Annotated in this window: 15 protein-coding genes; 4 read left to right on the top strand and 11 right to left on the bottom strand. The window is 63.2% G+C overall.

From position 1 onward, the window contains the following. Positions 1-241: 241 nt before the first annotated feature. The 7 genes from M2396_RS10450 to pilM all read right to left on the bottom strand — a co-directional run bounded on the left by M2396_RS10450 (position 242) and on the right by pilM (position 7,214). Positions 242-1,849 carry an AAA family ATPase gene (locus tag M2396_RS10450; RefSeq protein WP_181088359.1) on the bottom strand — a complete coding sequence of 536 codons (1,608 nt, stop codon included), beginning with the start codon at positions 1,847-1,849 and terminating at the stop codon, positions 242-244. Between the two features lie 15 nt (positions 1,850-1,864). After that, positions 1,865-2,962, bottom strand: a complete 1,098-nt coding sequence (gene aroB / locus M2396_RS10455; RefSeq protein WP_101315517.1) for a 3-dehydroquinate synthase — start codon at positions 2,960-2,962, stop codon at positions 1,865-1,867. A 97-nt stretch (positions 2,963-3,059) separates the two neighbouring features. Beyond that, entirely contained in the window at positions 3,060-3,578 is a 519-nt protein-coding gene (gene aroK / locus M2396_RS10460) for a shikimate kinase AroK (RefSeq protein WP_101315515.1), read from the bottom strand. A gap of 4 nt (positions 3,579-3,582) precedes the next feature. After that, a complete protein-coding gene (locus M2396_RS10465) occupies positions 3,583-4,854 on the bottom strand; it encodes a type IV pilus secretin PilQ (protein ID WP_150573352.1) in 1,272 nt (423 codons plus the stop codon). Next, entirely contained in the window at positions 4,775-5,749 is a 975-nt protein-coding gene (locus M2396_RS10470; RefSeq protein WP_259074635.1) for a pilus assembly protein PilP, read from the bottom strand. The genes M2396_RS10465 and M2396_RS10470 overlap by 80 nt, the downstream gene beginning before the upstream one ends. A 32-nt stretch (positions 5,750-5,781) precedes the next feature. After that, complete coding sequence (locus M2396_RS10475) at positions 5,782-6,318, bottom strand: PilN domain-containing protein (RefSeq protein ID WP_259074637.1); 537 nt, start codon at positions 6,316-6,318, stop codon at positions 5,782-5,784. Continuing rightward, a complete protein-coding gene (gene pilM, locus M2396_RS10480; RefSeq protein WP_259074638.1) occupies positions 6,318-7,214 on the bottom strand; it encodes a type IV pilus biogenesis protein PilM in 897 nt (298 codons plus the stop codon). The genes M2396_RS10475 and pilM overlap by 1 nt, the downstream gene beginning before the upstream one ends. Before the next feature lie 160 nt (positions 7,215-7,374). Between pilM and M2396_RS10485 the strand changes: the two genes are divergently transcribed. Next, positions 7,375-9,825, top strand: a complete 2,451-nt coding sequence (locus M2396_RS10485; RefSeq protein ID WP_259074641.1) for a penicillin-binding protein 1A — start codon at positions 7,375-7,377, stop codon at positions 9,823-9,825. Between the two features lie 507 nt (positions 9,826-10,332). Here the strand turns inward: M2396_RS10485 and M2396_RS10490 are convergent. The 3 genes from M2396_RS10490 to rpmE form a co-directional block, all read right to left on the bottom strand. After that, a complete protein-coding gene (locus M2396_RS10490; protein ID WP_101315503.1) occupies positions 10,333-11,601 on the bottom strand; it encodes a malic enzyme-like NAD(P)-binding protein in 1,269 nt (422 codons plus the stop codon). 180 nt (positions 11,602-11,781) lie between these two features. Next, on the bottom strand, positions 11,782-12,603 hold the full coding sequence (locus M2396_RS10495; protein ID WP_259074643.1) for a thermonuclease family protein: 822 nt from the start codon (positions 12,601-12,603) through the stop codon (positions 11,782-11,784). Between the two features lie 2 nt (positions 12,604-12,605). Next, complete coding sequence (rpmE, locus tag M2396_RS10500; RefSeq protein ID WP_101315499.1) at positions 12,606-12,821, bottom strand: 50S ribosomal protein L31; 216 nt, start codon at positions 12,819-12,821, stop codon at positions 12,606-12,608. A 179-nt stretch (positions 12,822-13,000) separates the two neighbouring features. On the opposite strand from rpmE, the gene M2396_RS10505 reads away from it, so the two are divergent. The 3 genes from M2396_RS10505 (at position 13,001) to M2396_RS10515 (ending at position 17,771) form a co-directional block, all read left to right on the top strand. Then, positions 13,001-15,220 (top strand): primosomal protein N', encoded by a 2,220-nt coding sequence (locus M2396_RS10505; protein ID WP_259074646.1) that lies wholly within the window; start codon positions 13,001-13,003, stop codon positions 15,218-15,220. Positions 15,221-15,343: 123 nt separating this feature from the next. Further along, positions 15,344-17,080, top strand: a complete 1,737-nt coding sequence (argS, locus tag M2396_RS10510; RefSeq protein ID WP_101315495.1) for an arginine--tRNA ligase — start codon at positions 15,344-15,346, stop codon at positions 17,078-17,080. Between the two features lies 1 nt (position 17,081). Then, complete coding sequence (locus tag M2396_RS10515) at positions 17,082-17,771, top strand: SPOR domain-containing protein (RefSeq protein ID WP_101315493.1); 690 nt, start codon at positions 17,082-17,084, stop codon at positions 17,769-17,771. 71 nt (positions 17,772-17,842) lie between these two features. On the opposite strand, the gene M2396_RS10520 is transcribed toward M2396_RS10515, so the two are convergent. Next, complete coding sequence (locus tag M2396_RS10520) at positions 17,843-18,262, bottom strand: TM2 domain-containing protein (RefSeq protein WP_101315491.1); 420 nt, start codon at positions 18,260-18,262, stop codon at positions 17,843-17,845. Between the last annotated feature and the right edge of the window lie 63 nt (positions 18,263-18,325).

Below are 18,325 nucleotides of genomic sequence, written 5' to 3' on the forward strand. Positions count from 1 at the left end.
GAAGCCCACAAATTCAAACGACGAATCGTTGTAAATTTATGTCGCATTTTTGAATGTTTTTGAACATTTGCCGTGGTACGGCATGGTTCGGAGTCTGAAGCGTTTCAGCCTGAACTGCAACTAGAGGCTTGTGGCCGGCAGTCTGGGACAGAAAAGCCTGCCGCGATCACACGCAGCAGGCTAGACGAAAGTCAGGAGTCGCTCAGCAACTGGGCGGCGGGGTGGTGCCGCCCGGAAGGTATCAGCGGGTCGTGGTCAGCTCTTGTTGGACGCTGCCGACGGTACGTGGCCAAGGTTTACCAGCCTGGACCTTCGCTGGCAAGTTCTTGATTGCAGCAACTGCAGCATCACGGTTGGCAAAGTTGCCGTAAGTGACGACGTAAAGCGGTTTGCCCTGCAAGGTTTTCTTGAAGTAGCGATAGTCGCCACCCTGCGCCTTGACGAACGACTGGGCCGACGCCTCGGAGCTGGTGCCGAGAATCTGTACTACATAGTTGCCGGCTTTCTGGCTGCCGTACCAGGCGCTGTTGCCGCTGCCGCCAGCGGCAGTCGACGCAGGCTTGGCGCTGGCAACCTGGGTTGGCGCCGGTGCCGGCTTGGCCGCTGCAACAGGCTTGGCTGGCTGGGTCGCTGGCTGAGCCGGAGCAGGCTTGGGCGCAGGTGCAACCGGTTGCGCTGGCGCGCTGGCGATTGGCTGCGCAGGAGCCGCGGCGGGGCCTGCCGGCACGCCTTCAGGCGGGGCAATGGTGGTCACGGTTGGTGGATTGGCAGGCTGCAATGCGGTGTTGCCGGCTGGACTGGCTTCTTCACCGTCACCCATGCCTGCAGCCTGGGCCAGCGGCTCGCGCATGACCGGTTGCGACTGGCCATTGAGCGGCAGTGGTGTTGGCTGCGAGCCGGAGAACTCGATAGCCGGGTTGCTGCTGTTGGCCTGGCCTTCGCCCAGCGGCAGTTGAGCCTGCGCTGCGGGTGCGTCGGTAGCAGGCTTGTCAGCGCCTTTCTTCGGCATCAGGACCGCCGCCGCTACGGCGACCACGACAACTGCAGACAGCGCGAGTACGTGTTTCTTAGGCATCTTGAACCCCATGGATGGTCGCTTCGCCGTGCTGCGCGTGGCGATCATGGCTTCGATCAAAGTGTCGCGGGCAACCTGGTTGATGTTGCCAGGCCAGCCATCCGCATGTTCGTGGATATCGGCGATCTGCTCGGCCGTGAATACCTCGATACCGCGGCCAGCGCCTTCCAGGCGTTGTTCAAGGTATTCGCGGGTTTCCTCCTCGCTGTAGGGTTCAAGCTCGATGATGTGGAAACGATCTCCCTCACCATTGAGCTGATCCAACCCAGCAATCAGCGAAGGCTCGCCAAACAGGAATACGTGCGGGCGCCCTTCGGCAACGCCTGCCGCCAATTCCAGCAACGCTTGGAGTGCCGACTCGTCGAGTTGTTCCGCATCGTCCACCAACAGATAGACTTCCTGGCCGGTCAGGGCCAGTTGCACCACCTGCGACAGGATCGCCTGCACTTCCGGCTGCGCCACGCCAAGCGCCTGAGCCACCTGGCCGAGCACGCTGGCCGCGTCACTGGCACCGCGGGCCGAGACCACCACGCTCTGCACCGACTGCTTGTTGGTGCTGGCGACCAGCGCCTGACGCAGCAGGGTCTTGCCGCTGCCCACCGGACCTGTGACCACCAGCATCAGGTGGCTGTAACGCGCCAGGTGATGCAGTTGGCCGAGCACTGGCTTGCGCTGGGCGGGGAAGAACTTGAAACCGGGCACACGGGGCGCGAACGGATCGTGGCTCAGCTGGTAATGGTCGAGAAACGCCTCATCGGCATGCAAACTGGTCATTGCGCTGTCACAACCTCAAAGCTGGGCCACAATGGCGCGGTAATCCGCTGCCAGCGTGGCCTGAAGGATCTCTTGCGGATAGTCGTCGGTAATCACGGCTTCGCCGAGCTGGCGCAACAGCACCAGCCGCATGCGCCCGTCGAGGACCTTTTTGTCGACCGCCATATGCTCCATGAAATGCGCCGGGGTCATTTCCTGTGGTGGCACCACCGGCAATCCTGCGTCCTGCAGCAGGCGAATCGAGCGATCACGTTCGGCCTGATCAATCCAGCCCAGACGCATGGACATTTCCAGCGCCATCACGGTACCTGCAGACACCGCCTCACCATGCAGCCAGACGCCATAGCCCATGTGGGTTTCGATGGCATGGCCAAAGGTATGGCCGAGGTTCAGCGTGGCGCGCAGGCCGGTTTCGCGCTCGTCGGCGCCCACAACCGCGGCCTTGGCCGCGCAGGAGCGACGAATCGCTTCGGTCAGCGCCGTGTTGTCGAGACCGCGCAGGGCGGTCATATTCTCTTCGAGCCAGGCGAGGAATGGCTTGTCGCAGATCAGGCCGTACTTGATCACTTCGGCCAGGCCTGCCGACAGCTCGCGCGCCGGCAGCGTCTTCAGGCTGGTGGTGTCGATCAGCACCGCATTGGGCTGATAGAACGCGCCGACCATGTTCTTGCCCAGCGGATGGTTGATGCCGGTCTTGCCACCCACCGACGAATCGACCTGGGACAACAGTGTGGTCGGCACCTGAATGAAGTCGACACCACGCTGGTAGCAGGCGGCGGCGAAACCGGCCATGTCACCGATGACCCCGCCGCCCAGTGCGATCACGGTGGTGCGGCGGTCGTGGCGAGCCGTCAGCAGGCCATCGAAAATCAGTTGCAGGGTTTGCCAGTTCTTGTGTGCTTCACCGTCCGGCAGTACCACCGGCAACACCGAATAGGCACCCAGGGTCTGGCTCAGGCGCTGCAGATACAGGGGCGCGACAGTTTCGTTGGAGACAATGGCGACCTGCCGGCCGGCAATGTGCGGGGCCAGCAGTTCAGGCTGGTCCAGCAGGCCTTCGCCAATGTAGATCGGGTAGCTGCGTTCGCCCAGATCGACCTTAAGTGTCTGCATGTATCCCCACAATGTCTGGAGCGCGGCGTCGCCTGGACGACACACGCGGTAAGGTTGAACCCCTGCCTCGGCGTTGGTGGCCGAGAATAGTCCCGGCTTAGCGGGGCGGCAACTGCTCGAGGCGCTCGAGAATATCCTGGACCACCATGCGCGGCGGCCGTTCGTCGGTTTCCACGATCACGTCGGCGATCTCGCGATAGAGCGGATCTCGCGACTCGAGCAAAGCACGCAGGGTCGCTTCCGGATTGGCGGTGCGCAACAGCGGCCGATTGCGATCGCGTGCCGTGCGCCCGACCTGCTGCTCAACCGAGGCGTGCAGATAGATCACCCGGCCACCGGCATGCAGAGCACGCCGATTGGCATCACGCATGACTGCACCGCCGCCGGTAGCCACGACTACGCCGTCCAGCTCACAGAGCTCGGCAATCATCGCTTCTTCACGATCGCGAAAGCCCGGCTCGCCTTCCTTGTCGAAGATCCACGGGATATTGGCGCCCGTCCGCAGTTCGATTTCCTTGTCGGAATCCTTGAACAGCAGGCGCAGCTCTTTGGCCAACAGGCGTCCGATGGTGCTTTTGCCAGCGCCCATGGGCCCTACAAGTATCAAATTTCGCACAGAATCAACGACTCACAGCAATCGCCTGGTCACTCATGATACGCGGAGTCAGGAAGACCAGCAGCTCGGATTTTTTCTCTTGTAATGCATCGCGTCGAAACAGCCGCCCAACATACGGCAGATCACCGAAAAATGGCACCTTGTCGACCACATTGTTTTGCGTAGTCGAGTAGACGCCACCGATGACGATGGTCTGGCCGTCGGCCACGCGCACCTTGGCGTTGACCTCGTTCTTGCGAATCGGTGGAACATCGTTGAGTGCATTGACGTAATCCGGCTCGTCCTTGGTCACGCGCACGGTCATGATTACCTGACCATCGGCGGTGATCTGCGGGGTAACTTCGAGCGATAGCGAGGCTTCGCGAAACGACACCGAGGTCGCGCCGCTCTTGCTGGTTTCCTGATATGGCACTTCGGTGCCCTTGAGGATGCGCGCGGTCTCCTTGTCGGCGGTCACCACCTTGGGCTGCGAGATGATTTCGCCATTGCCGCTCTTTTCCATCGCGCTGAGCTCCAGATCCAGCAAGGCGTCGCCGCGCAGCAACCCCAGGCCCACCGCTGAAGTTGGCCGATCCACGCCGAGATCGACGAACAGCCCTTTGCCGCTGCGGCCTTCGGCGCCGCTGAACGGCTTGCCCCAGCGCACCCCGAGGCTTTTTTCATAGTCGACGTTGGCTTCGACAATGCGTGCTTCGATCAGCACCTGCCGCACCGGCACATCCAGCTCGGTGACCAGTCGGCGCAGCTCGGCAAGTCGCTCTGCCGGTTGATGTGCCACCAGCGTGTTGGTCCGCGCATCGACACCCAGGCTGCCGCGCCCGGTCAGGATGCCGTCGTCGGCCAAGGTCGCCAGCAGCAACTCGGCCAGCTCCGCTGCCTTGGCGTGATGCACTGGCAACAACGCGCGTTCGAGCGGCTGCAACTGGGCGTCCAGCTCCCGGCCCAGCCGTTCTTCGCGGGATTGCCCAGCCAGCTCGGCCGCCGGCGCTACCAGCAGCACATTGCCTTCCTGCCGGCTCGCCAGCCCTTTGCTGCGCAGGACCAGATCCAGCGCTTGATCCCAGGGCACCTGTATCAACCTCAGCGTAACGTTGCCGTTTGCCGTATCACTGACCACCAGGTTGATCCCGGCATAGTCGGCCAGCACCTGCAGCACTGCGCGAACTTCAACATCCTGAAAATTCAGCGACAGCGGTTCACCCTGATAGGTCTTCGCTTGCGCCCCGTGCATCGCCAGAACCGTCGCCAGCAGCATTGCCAGTTGTCCGAGCTTCATCCATGCCTCCTTGCGTCACATGCTTTCGTAACCCAACCAGGGTTGATCGCTCCTGCCAGGCTCCACCAAGCAAGACCTGCTCGCGTACCTCCATCTGCCGTTCGTCGACCCGCACAACCACACCCTGGTCGCGACCCAATGGGTCACCCGCACGCACGCGATACAAACGCCCGGACCACCACACCAGAGCCTGATACTGGCCATCACGGGCGAGGCTGCCGACCATCTGCAACTGAGCCAGCGGCACCCAGGCCAGACCATCGGCTGCGCTGCGTGCAGACCAGGCCTGGAATGGATCGACCTGCGCTTGGGGTGCCCGCTGCCTGGCGGCTTCATGCGCTAGCGAGGTCGGCGCCGGTAACTGCTGGCCCGCGTCAAAGGCCTGCACGTGCAAGCGCAGCCGCAGCATCCCGGGCTGGTCTGCTGCGGCAAGCTGCAGGGTCGAGACGTGCAGCAGGCGGATCTGACCCAGCCAGTCATCCAGCCATGCCCGCAGCGCCGGGTAATTGCCGATCACCTGCAACTGCAGCGGCGCGACCAGGTAGCCGGCCGCCTGGCTCGGCTCGCCGACATCCACCTGCTCGATCAGCAGCCCATGGGCATGGCCTAACCGCGCCAACTGATCGAGCAGGTCGCTCATTTCCTGCCCAGCCGCCAAGCGCCAGCGGGCGTCCTGCAACTGCACCTTACTGTCAGCAAGTGCCTCCTGCGCGGCGGGCAAGTCCTGCACGCCTAGCGCCTTGACCCCGAACGCCTGCTCCAGTGCCTGCAGTGTTGCCGTCTGCATCCGGTAGGTGCGCTGCACACCCTCAAAGCGCATCAGCCAGGCCATACTGGCCACAATCAGCAGCGGTACGAGCAGCATCGCCAGCCTGGCCAGCAGCGAACTGCTCACCACTTGCTGCCAGTCGGGAGGCCATGGCCCGCTCACAGCTCAAGCGCCGACAGACGTGCCAGCAACAGGAACTCATCGCCGTCGGCAACTGCACGGATATGCTTCAGTTCAAGCGCGTCGAATTGCCTTGATTGCTGCAGATCGCGGATGAACTGCGCCACTACCGCAGGCGACGCCGCCAACCCGAGCAGTTGCAACTGCCCCTCCTGGATGGACATCTCAGTCAGCTGCAAACTGGCACCGAGTGCCCGTTCCAGCTCAGCGAACACCCTCGGCAGCAGGTCTTGGCCATTGCGCAGCGCTTGCAGCGCTGCTGACTGCGCCATTACATCAGCGTGGCTGCCCTGCACCGCCTTCAACTGCTGCAGTTGGATGTCGAGTCGGGCGACGTCAGCCTGGCGCTCGGCAATCGCCGCCAGTTGCTGCTGACCACGCTGGCGCGCCAGCTGGTCAAGCATGATCACGCCGGCGAGCGCCAGCAGCAGGCTGCCAATCAGTGCCAGCTGAAACCGTCGCAGCGCCGCCAGCCGCTGCCGTTCGCGCCAGGGCAGCAGGTTCAAACGCAGCATCAGCAGGCACCGCCGAGTGCCAGAGCGCAGGCCAGCGTCATGTGCGGCGCCACCCGCGCCAGCTCGGCACGATTGCTCAGGCCAGCCGAGCCCAGACCGTGCAACGGCGACAGCGCATCGCAGGGCAATCGAGCAGCGAAAGCGGGTAGCCAGCGTGATGCCTGTTCGCTGGCCGCGACCACCTGCACACCGTGCTCGCCTGGCAGCGCCGCTGCGCACAACTCAAGCACGCGCTGCAGGCGTGCATCGTCCGGCTCATGGGCGCCAAAAGTCAGTTCCTGACGCTGCGGCAGGCCACTTGCCGACCAGCTATGTAACGCTGCCCCGCCCTGCTCGATACGCAGCAAGGCCTGGCCGTCGGGCACCAGCCGGCGCAGGGCGATGCTGTCGACTTCGACTGCCACCGCGCACAGGCCTGCGGCCTCCAGCAGCTGCTCGAGCTGATCCAGTGAGCGCTGGCGGCAAGCGGCAACCAGCACATTGACATGCCCCACCGGCTCGACTGCCGGGCCGAGCACCTGAAAGTCCAACGCCAGGTCTTCCAGGGCAAACGGGAACATCTGCTCGGCATCGACCAGCAGCCGCTGCTCCAGTTGAGCCGCCGACAAGCCTGCAGGGAGGCAACAAAGCTTGCACAACGTCGCCCCGCCCGGCAGCGCAACTGCAACCTGCGCACACCGACTGCCGCAGCGCTCAAAGGCGCAGCGCAGCGCGTCTATCAGAGCATCTGGGGCTTGCGCCCAGTCATTGCCAACTGCCCCCGGCAGCGGCTGATACGCCCAGCCAACGACCTGCTCAGTCCCCTGGCGCCCATGCAATTGCAGCATGCGCACTGAGTCGGCGGCTATTTCCACACCCAACAATGAACCGGCATCCTTGCCCAAGCGTCCAAGCATCGCTGTCTCCCTGCTCCATGATTGTCAGCCCGCGCCATTGGCCCGACCGGTCGCCCCGACGGTCGCCCGATGGGGCGAAAACTGCTTATAATGCCCAGCGTTTTTGCCTGTCCGCCGGACCTGTGCGCACTCCATTTCTCAACCTGGACACCCAAAAGCCTTGATACGCCTGCTGAAGTTCTTCTGGTGGTCTTTCGTCGCAGTCATCTGTGCCCTCGTACTCGGTCTGAGCGGGGCGTTTCTGTATCTTAGTCCCAGCCTGCCCTCGGTCGACTCGCTCAGAAGCATCCAGTTGCAGATCCCCCTGAGGGTTTACAGCAGCGATGGCAAGCTGATTGCCGAGTTTGGCGAAATGCGCCGCTCGCCGATCCGCTTCGCGGAAATTCCCCCACAGTTCATTCAGGCGCTTCTGTCAGCCGAAGACGACAATTTCCTCAACCATTACGGGGTCGATCCGAGCAGCTTGATGCGTGCCGCGACCCAACTGGTCAAATCTGGTCATATCCAGACGGGTGGCAGCACGATCACCATGCAGGTGGCGAAGAACTTCTTCCTTACCAGCGAGCGCAGCTTCTCCCGCAAGACCAACGAAATCCTGCTGGCCCTGCAGATCGAACGCGAACTGACCAAGGACGAGATCCTTGAGCTGTACGTCAACAAGATCTACCTGGGTAACCGCGCCTACGGCATCGACGCCGCAGCGCAGGTCTACTACGGCAAGTCGATCCGCGACGTCAGCCTGGCGCAGATGGCCATGATCGCCGGCCTGCCGAAGGCCCCTTCGCGCTTCAACCCGCTGGCCAACCCGACCCGGGCCAAAGAGCGCCGCGACTGGATCCTCGGGCGCATGTACAAACTCGGCAAGATCGACCAAACCAGCTACGAGACCGCCCTGGCCGAGCCGCTTAATGCCAGTTACCACGTGCCGACGCCGGAAGTGAACGCGCCGTACATTGCCGAAATGGCCCGTGCTGAAATGGTTGGTCGTTATGGCAGTGAGGCCTACACCGAAGGCTTCCGGGTGACCACCACGGTGCCTAGCGATATGCAGAACATGGCCAACAGCGCCGTGCTCAATGGCTTGTCCGATTACGATGAGCGCCATGGCTACCGCGGCCCTGAGTCACGCTTCCCGGGCAAGACCCACGCCGCCTGGCTGCAGGAGCTGGGCAAGCAGCGCACCCTTGGCGGGCTGGAGCCAGCCATCGTCACCCAGGTCGACAAGACCGGCCTGAAAGTGCTCACCCGCAACGGCGAAGAGCAGGACGTGGCTTGGGAAACCATGAAATGGGCGCGGCCGTATTTGAACACCAACGCTCAAGGCCGGGCGCCACAATCGCCTGCCGATGTCGCCCAGGTCGGCGACCTGATCCGCGTGCAGCGCCTGGATGAAGGCAAGCTCAAGTTCAGCCAGGTCCCGGGCGCGCAGAGTGCGTTGGTCACCCTCGACCCGTACAACGGCGCGATCCGCGCCCTGGTCGGTGGCTTCTCGTTCGAGCAGAGCAACTACAACCGCGCCATGCAGGCCAAGCGTCAGCCGGGCTCGAGCTTCAAACCGTTCGTCTACAGCGCGGCCCTGGACAGCGGCTACACCGCCGCGAGCCTGGTCAACGACGCGCCGATCGTGTTTGTCGATGAGTACCTGGACAAGGTCTGGCGGCCGAAAAACGACACCAACACCTTCCTTGGCCCGATCCGCATGCGCGAAGCGCTGTACAAGTCGCGCAACCTGGTCTCGATCCGCCTGCTGCAGGCGATGGGCGTCGACCGCACCATCGACTACATCGCCAAGTTCGGCTTCAACAAGCAGGACCTGCCGCGCAACCTGTCGCTGGCGCTCGGCACCGCGACCCTGACCCCGATGGAAATTGCCACCGGCTGGAGCACCTTCGCCAACGGCGGCTACAAGATCAGCCCGTACCTGATCGAGCGCATCGAGAGCCGCAACGGCGATACCCTGTTTACTGCCAACCCTGCACATGTGCCGCAGGGCGGCGGCAGCGATGAGGCCGGCATCGCCGCGCCAGAGCAGCCGATCAGCAGCAGCGGCATGCCGGGCGAAGCGCCGACCGCCAACGCCCAGTTCAGTGCGCAGACACCAGTGCTCGCCGAACAGATCATCGACCCGCGCACCAGCTACATCCTCACCAGCATGCTGCAGGACGTGATCAAGCGCGGCACCGGCCGCCGGGCGATGGCTCTGGGCCGCACCGATCTGGCTGGCAAGACCGGTACCACCAACGAATCGAAGGACGCCTGGTTCTCCGGCTACAACGCCGACTACGTGACCACTGTCTGGGTTGGCTTCGACCAGCCAGAAACCCTCGGCCGCCGCGAATACGGCGGCACTGCGGCTCTGCCGATCTGGATGAGCTTCATGGGCGCCGCCTTGAAAGACAAACCCAACCACGCTCCGGCCGAACCTGAAGGCATCCTCAGCCTGCGGGTCGATCCGGTCAGCGGCCGCGCAGCGACCCCAAGCACGCCGAACGCCTACTTCGAACTGTTCAAGGCCGAAGATTCGCCGCCGTCGGTGGATGAACTGCGCAACGGCGCAGCACCTGGCAGCCCGCTGCCAGCGGACGAAGCAGCGCCGATGGACCTGTTCTAAGCCCAAAAGCCGGGGCCGCAGAGCGGCCCTAGCTCTTGATCTTGATCTGCTTTTGATCTTGATCCACCGGCGACTCAGGAGGCCGAGCGCAGGTCTTGCGGAGGGAGGTGACGGGCATGGATGCCCGTCAAGCGCTGCGGGCCAGGAGGGCCCGTTCAGTGCGGTCCTCCCGGGAGCAAGACCGGAGCGAGGGAACCCCGCAGCGCAGCGCAGGGGCCGGATGTGGAGCCAAGCATTTTTTTGGTTACTTTTTTGGGGCGTTTGCCAAAAAAGTGACTCGCCGTAAGGGCGAAAGGGGCCCGCAAGGCCACCACAGAAAATGGATAAGACCACAGGAACAGTGAGCGAACCACAGATAGCCGGGGCCGCTGCGCGACCCTTTCGCGACACAAGGCCGCTCCTACACGGACCGCCGTTGAGCTGCGCGGTGTGGCCGCCGCGGCAAACCAAACCCCAGCCATAAAAAAACCGGCCCATCAGAGCCGGTTTTTCATAACGCCATGCCTATTAACCGTTGAACACATCGTCCACGCTTTTCAGCGGGTAGTGCTTCGGATAAGGCAGGGTAGCAACACCGCTTTCGATCGCAGCCTTGGCCACCGCATCAGAAACCAGAGTAATCAAACGTGGATCCATCGGCTTCGGAATGATGTACTCACGACCAAACTCCAGGGCCTGCACGCCGTACGCATCGCAGACTTCCTTAGGCACTGGCTGCTTGGCCAGGTCCTTCAGAGCGATGGCCGCAGCGATCTTCATCTCTTCGTTGATGCGCTTGGCACGAACGTCCAGAGCACCACGGAAGATGAACGGGAAGCCCAGAACGTTGTTGACCTGGTTCGGGTAGTCGGAACGACCGGTAGCCATGATCACGTCGTTACGGGTGGCGTGAGCCAGTTCCGGGCTGATCTCTGGATCCGGGTTCGAGCAAGCGAACACGATCGGGTTGGCAGCCATCGACTTGAGGCCTTCAGCGCTCAGCAGATTCGGGCCGGACAGACCTACGAATACGTCAGCACCTTGCAGGGCATCAGCCAGGCTGCGCTTGTCGGTAGCGTGGGCGAACTGCGCCTTGTACTGATTCAGGTCTTCACGGCCGGAGTGGATAACACCGGTACGGTCGATCATGAAGATGTTCTCGACCTTGGCACCCATGCTGACCAGCAGTTTCATGCAGGAGATCGCGGCAGCGCCGGCGCCCAGGCAGACGATCTGCGCGTCTTCGAGCTTCTTGCCGGCGATTTCGAGGGCGTTGATCATGCCAGCCGCGGTGACGATGGCGGTGCCATGCTGGTCATCGTGGAATACCGGAATGTCGCACTGCTCGATCAGGGTGCGTTCGATTTCGAAGCACTCTGGCGCTTTGATGTCTTCGAGGTTGATACCGCCGAAGGTGATCGAGATACGGCGCACGGTGTCGATGAAGGCCTGTGGGCTTTCCGACTCGACTTCGATGTCGAATACATCGATACCGGCGAAACGCTTGAACAGAACGCCCTTGCCTTCCATGACCGGCTTGGAAGCCAGTGGGCCGAGGTCACCCAGGCCAAGAATGGCGGTACCGTCGGAGATCACTGCGACCAGGTTGCCCTTGCCGGTGTACTTGTAAGCCAGCTCTGGATCACGACCGATCTCGCGCACAGGTTCGGCAACGCCCGGGCTGTAGGCCAGGGACAGGTCGCGCGCAGTGGCGGTTGGCTTGGTGAGCTCGACGCTCAGTTTCCCCGGACGAGGCTGAGCATGATATTCGAGAGCGGCGGTTTTCAGGTCTGACATGGTGGGCAATTCCGCTTATTTACTGTTCTGACGGACCGCCGAGGATACGCAAAGTGCCGGGGGGCGACAAGACTGCCCGGTCACATGTGTCAAGGCCCATGGCCTACGACTTTACGCTACAACCCACGGGGCATGCGGGATTCAGTGTGTACAATTGCAGGCATTAATGTCTACAATTTTTTAGCCAGAGGCCCGTTTGAGCATGCTCGGATCGGTCAATGGCAGCAGCCAGCGACGCTGCCCGGGCTTGATCACACCCTTGCGGGAACGGTCGATCACCCAGCCGCGGACCTCGACCTGGCGCCCTTTGAGGTTATCGAAGAAGCGCGCCGGGAAGTGCCGCTGCAGACGAGCGGGCACCTGCACCACCACGCGTTCGCCAAGGTCCAGCCAGACCCCGCCCCGATTGCGCTCGATACGCCTGACGGTGCCGCTGAGCACGGCGAATCCGGACTGGCGCAGGGCGCTCTCGCGCTGCACCGGCGATTGCCGCCACAGCCCGAGGCGAGCAGAACGAGCCGCCTGCTCGGCCGCATCCTGACAGCTCGCCAGGCGCACATTGGGCGCTATGGCCACGCGCAAGCCAAGGCCCTCACTGAGCAGCACCGCCTCAAGATTGTCGCCATTACGCCCATAGATATGCGCCAGAGTGCGGCCATATTTGTCTTTCGCCTCAGCTCCGCGCACCAGCCCGACCCGGCCATCACTGGCCTTGATCAAAGCCTGCAGGCGCTGCCTGGCGGCTTCGGCATAGGGCTCGCTCGGGCGGCCCTTGCGCCCCAGCTCAGGGGCATTGATGCCGATCAGGCGTACGCTGCGGCCATCGCTCAGGCGCACGGTGTCGCCATCCAGCACCTGACGCACGGCGACTTGCTGCGGCTTGACCGGCAATGGGCAGAAGGCCTGCGCCGGCATGGCACAAATCGCGGCCATAAAAAAAGCGCCCACAAGGGACGCTTTTCGTTGCAGCAGCGCGAGAGCCAAGGGCTTCGCCATGCGCAATCTTACTTCTTGGCACCGAACATGCCGAAGCGATCTGCGAACTTCTGTACGCGACCACCGGTGTCCAGGACTTTCTGCTTGCCAGTGTAGAACGGGTGGCACAGGGAGCACACGTCGATCGCCAGCGGCTTGGCCAGGGTCGAACGGGTTTCGAATTTGGCGCCGCAGCTGCAGGTGACTGCAACTACTTCGTAGTTCGGATGAATATTCTCTTTCATGGTCACTTCCTCGAGCTGCGTGCCGCCACCCAACACCTATTGTTGAATACCGCACGTAATTAGGCGGGGAATAATACCAGAGCGCAGCGTCAGCGCAAGTTGTCGCACGCACCGACCGTCGTCTGCTAGGCTCGGCGCTGCCCTGAACTGTTCCGAAATGCCCTTCAGAGACCTTCTGCGTGTCCGACGTCATCCTGCGCCTTGCCCTGCCCTCGCCCCTGCGTCGCCTGTTCGACTACCGGGCCACGGCCGCCATGGCCCGCCAGCCGCTGACCCCGGGCATGCGTATCCGCGTGCCGTTTGGTCGGCGCGAGATGATCGGCATCCTGGTCGAGGTCTGCGCCACCAGTGAAGTGCCGGCCGACAAGCTCAAGCCTGCGATTGCACTGCTCGACCCAACCTCACCGCTGCCGCCAGCGCTGTTCAAGCTGTGCCTGTGGACCGCTCAGTACTATCAGCACAGCCTGGGCGATACCCTGAGCTGGGCGCTGCCAGTGCTGCTGCGCCAAGGCGAAGCAGCCGAAATCCGCCAGGAGCGGTTCTGGCAGGTCACCGCTGACGCGCGCCTGGACGACCCGCGGATTGCCCGCGCGCCGCGTCAGCGCGAAGCCCTGCAGACCTTGTCGCAGCACCCGCACGGCGTTGCCCACAGCCTGTTGAGTAAACTGGGCCTGAACAAGGACAGCCTCGACCTGCTGCTGGCCAAACAGCTGGTCCAGCTCGAGGTGCGCCGGCAACGCCCGGCTACCCGCCATGAACACTGGCTGGCGCAGCCGGAGCTGCCGCTCAACGACGAACAGCGGGCAGCCTTCGAAGCCGTGCGCTCGGGCTTTGGCAGCTTCCATGCGTTTCTGTTGGCAGGGGTTACCGGCAGCGGCAAGACCGAGGTCTACCTGCAACTGATCCGCGAAACCCTGGAGGCCGGCAAGCAGGCGCTGGTGCTGATCCCGGAGATCAACCTCGGCCCGCAGACCCTGGCGCGCTTCGAGCAGCGCTTCAATGCGCGCATCGCTCTGCTGCACTCGGCGGTGAACGACCGTGAGCGCCTGGATGCCTGGCTGGCGGCGCGGGATGGCGAAGCCGACATCATTATCGGCACCCGTTCGGCGCTGTTCACGCCAATGAAAAACCCTGGCCTGATCATCATCGACGAAGAGCACGACGGCTCATATAAACAGCAGGAGGGCCTGCGCTACCACGCCCGCGATCTGGCGCTGGTACGCGCGCATCAAGAGAACGTACCCATTCTGCTCGGATCGGCCACGCCCTCGCTGGAGAGCCTGCACAACGCCCACACCGGCCGTTACGGCCTGCTGCGCATGAACCACCGCGCCGGGGGTGCGAAACAGCCGCGCTTCCTGCGCCTCGACGTGCGCAGCCGGCCGCTGGACAGCGGCATCAGTGGCCCGCTGCAACAGGCCATCGGCAAGACCCTCGAAGCCGGCCAGCAGGTGCTGGTATTCCTCAACCGGCGCGGTTTTGCCCCGACACTGCTGTGCCACGACTGTGGCTGGATGTCGGGCTGCCCGCGCTGTGATGCACGCATGACCGTGCACCAGCGTTCCGGCGTGCTGCGCTGCCACCACTGCGGCTATGACGAGCGCCTGCCGCTGCGCTGCCCCAAGTGCGCGCATGTCGACCTGCGCCCAGTGGGTGCCGGCACCGAGCGCGCCGAAGAGCGCCTGAAAGTACTGTTCCCGGACTTCCCGGTATTGCGCGTGGACCGCGACAGCACATCGCGCAAAGACGCCATGCACAACCTGTTCACCACCATCCAGCGCGGCCAGCCGAGCATCCTCGTCGGCACGCAGATGCTCGCCAAGGGCCACCATTTTCCGCGAGTTACCCTGGTGGCGATCCTCGATGCCGATGGCGGGCTGTTCTCTGGCGACTTCCGCGCCAGCGAGCGCATGGCCCAGTTGATCGTGCAGGTCGCCGGCCGCGCCGGGCGCGCCGAAGAGCCGGGCAAGGTCATCGTGCAGACCCACCTGGCCGAGCACCCGCTGCTGGTGCAGTTGACTGAAGAAGGCTACTTCGCCTTTGCCGAACAGGCCCTGAGCGAACGCCGCAGCGCCGGCCTGCCGCCCTTCGCCCACCTCGCCCTGCTGCGCGCCGAAGCGCACAAGCCGGGCCAGGCCGAAGGGTTTCTGGATGAAGCGTGCAGCGCCGCCGAGCGCTTGCTGGCCGAACAAGGCGGCCAGGGCATCGAGTTGCTCGGCCCGGTGCCGGCACCGATGGAACGCCGCGCCGGGCGCTTTCGCGCGCAGCTATTGTTGCAGGCCAGCGCCCGCGCGCCGCTGCACCGGCTGATCAGCGCCTGGCTGCTGGAGCTGGAACAGATGCCCAGCGGGCGTCAGGTGCGCTGGTCGCTGGACGTCGATCCGGTCGACCTGTACTGAGCTGTTGACGCGCCGTTGATACCCGCAAAGGTTGGCAACCACGGCTCAGCCACGGATAATGCTCAGTTTTTCCACCTGCGCATCGAAGCGCTCCGCCGCGCTTGCGGTCGAAAAGAGATTCCGATGAAAGACACCATTCGCCAGCTGATCCAGCAAGCCCTCACCCAACTCGTCGCCGACGGTGTGCTGCCTGACGGCCTGACCCCGGCGATTCAGGTGGAAAACGCCCGCGACAAGACCCACGGTGACTTCGCCAGCAACATCGCCATGATGCTGGCCAAGCCAGCCGGGATGAAGCCACGAGACCTCGCCGAAAAGCTCATCGCAGCACTGCCGACCAGCGCTGACATCAGCAAAGTCGAGATCGCCGGTCCGGGCTTCCTCAACTTCTTCCAGAACACCGCCGCCCTGGCCGAGCGCCTTGATGCTGCCCTGGCCGATAGCCAGCTTGGCGTGCGCAAGGCTGGTCCGGCCGAGAAGGTCGTGGTCGACCTGTCGGCGCCGAACCTGGCCAAGGAAATGCACGTCGGCCACCTGCGCTCGACCATCATCGGTGACAGCGTTGCGCGAGTGCTGGAGTTTCTCGGCGACACGGTGATCCGCCAGAACCACGTCGGCGACTGGGGCACCCAGTTCGGCATGCTGATGGCCTACCTGCAGGAAAATCCGATCACCAGCGACGAGCTGTCTGACCTGGAAAACTTCTACCGCGCCGCGAAGAAGCGCTTCGACGAATCCGAAGAATTCGCCACCCGCGCCCGTGGTCTGGTGGTCAAGCTGCAAGCCGGCGACCCCGACTGCCTGGCGTTGTGGACGCGCTTCAAGGACATCTCGCTGTCGCACTGCCAGAAGACCTACGAGCTGCTCAACGTCAAGCTGAGCATGGCCGACGTGATGGGCGAAAGCGCCTACAACGCTGATCTGGCCAATGTCATCAGCGACCTCAAGAGCAAAGGCCTGCTGGTCGAAAGCCAGGGCGCGCAGTGCGTGTTCCTCGAGGAATTCAAGACCGCCGATGGCGAGCCGCTGCCGGTGATCGTGCAGAAGGCCGATGGCGGCTACCTGTATGCCACTACCGACCTTGCCGCCGTGCGCTACCGCAGCAACGTGCTCAAGGCCGATCGCGCGCTGTACTTCGTCGACCAGCGTCAGGCACTGCACTTCAACCAGGTATTTGAAGTGGCCCGCCGCGCAGGCTTTGTCGGCCACCCGATGCAGATGGAACACATGGGCTTCGGCACCATGAACGGCGCCGATGGCCGCCCGTTCAAGACCCGTGATGGCGGCACCGTCAAGCTGATCGACCTGCTCAACGAGGCCAAGGACCGCGCCTATGCGCTGGTCAAGGAAAAGAACCCGAGCCTGGCCGAAGACGAACTGCGCCAGATCGCCGAAGTGGTCGGTATTGGCGCGGTGAAATACGCCGACCTGTCCAAGCACCGCACCAGCGATTACAGCTTCAACTTCGAACTGATGCTCAACTTCGAAGGCAACACCGCGCCGTACCTGCTGTACGCCTACACCCGGGTCGCGGGCGTGTTCCGCAAGCTGGGCAAGGGTTACGACCAGCTCGACGGCCAGATCGTGCTGCAGGCCCCACACGAGCAGGACCTGGCCGCACGCCTGGCGCAGTTCGGCGAAGTGCTCAACAGCGTCGCCGACAAAGGTACCCCGCACGTGCTGTGCAGCTACCTGTACGACATCGCCGGGTTGTTCTCCAGCTTCTACGAGAACTGCCCGATCCTCGCCGCCGAAACCGCTGAACAACAACAGAGCCGCCTGCGCCTGGCCGCCCTGACCGGCCGCACGCTCAAGCAAGGCCTGGAGTTGCTCGGCCTGGAAACCCTGGAGCGCATGTAAGTTGGCTGCCAAGAAAAAACCTGCACCCAAGCGCGGCGCCAGCCGCCAACAGGCCCCTGCCAAACAGCCGATACCGGGTTGGATCTGGCTGGCGGTCGGCCTGACGGTTGGCGCGTTCATTGTCTTCCTGATGAAGCTCGAGCCTGGCGGTGATGACATCAAGCGGGCCAAGCCGGAACAGCAAAAACCGGGCAGGACTGCCGAAGCAGCCAAGACCACCGCGGCCACGCCGCAGGTACCGGTCAAGCCAAAGTACGACTTCTACACCTTGCTGCCTGAGTCGGAAGTGATCGTGCCGCCTGAGGCCGTGCCGGAGAAAACTCCGCCGGTACCGGCGCAGCCGGTGACCCCGGCCGAGGCTGCGAAAATCGATACAGCGCGCGCGCAGGCAGCACTGCTCGGGCAGACTCCGCCGCCGCCACCGCCGGTGATCAAGCCAGCGGCAACCACGCAGTTCTTCCTCCAGGCCGGTTCGTTCCGCAAAGAGGCCGATGCTGACAAGGTGCGGGCGCAGATCATCCTGCTCGGCCAGGTGGTCAAGGTCGAGTCGGGCACGGTCAAGGAGGAGACCTGGTACCGGGTGCTGGTCGGCCCTTTCAGCAACCGTGAACAACTCACGGTTGCCCAGAAGCAGCTGGCCGGTGCCGGCTTCAGCAACCTTCTGCTGCAACAGCGACAGACCCGTCAGTAGCTGAAAAGGCCTTGCCGCGAATCGCGCCAAGGCCTTTTTTTCAGCTCGTCATTGAGGCTGGAACGGATCAGTCAGACCCGGCCGCTGTTCACATCGGAAATCTGCCGGTTGAGCGTCCAGAAGTCGTAAAGGATGCCAAGCAGGAACAGGCCCCCGGTAAAGAAGTAGATGATCGCCGTGATCCATTTACCCATGTACAGCCGGTGCACGCCGAACAGCCCGAGGAAGGTCAGCAGTACCCACGCCAGGCTGTAGTTGACCCGACCCGACTGGAAGCGCATGTCTGCCTCGCGGTCCATCGCCGGGATCAGGAACAGGTCGATCAACCAGCCAATGCCCAGCAGGCCCAGAGTGAAGAACCAGATAGTCCCGGTAATCGGCTTGCCGTAGTAGAAACGGTGCGCGCCGAGGAAGCCGAAAATCCACAAAAGGTACCCCAGTACCTTGCTATGGGTGTCGTGATAAGGCGCCCCTTGTTGATAAGTATTCATTCCTAGCCCTCGTGGCTTAGCCAAAAATATTCTCAGAATAAATGTGACTTTTTCATGTGAAGC

Origin of the sequence: Pseudomonas sp. BIGb0278 (assembly GCF_024809895.1) — a bacterium.
Classification (GTDB): Bacteria; Pseudomonadota; Gammaproteobacteria; order Pseudomonadales; family Pseudomonadaceae; genus Aquipseudomonas; species Aquipseudomonas shirazensis.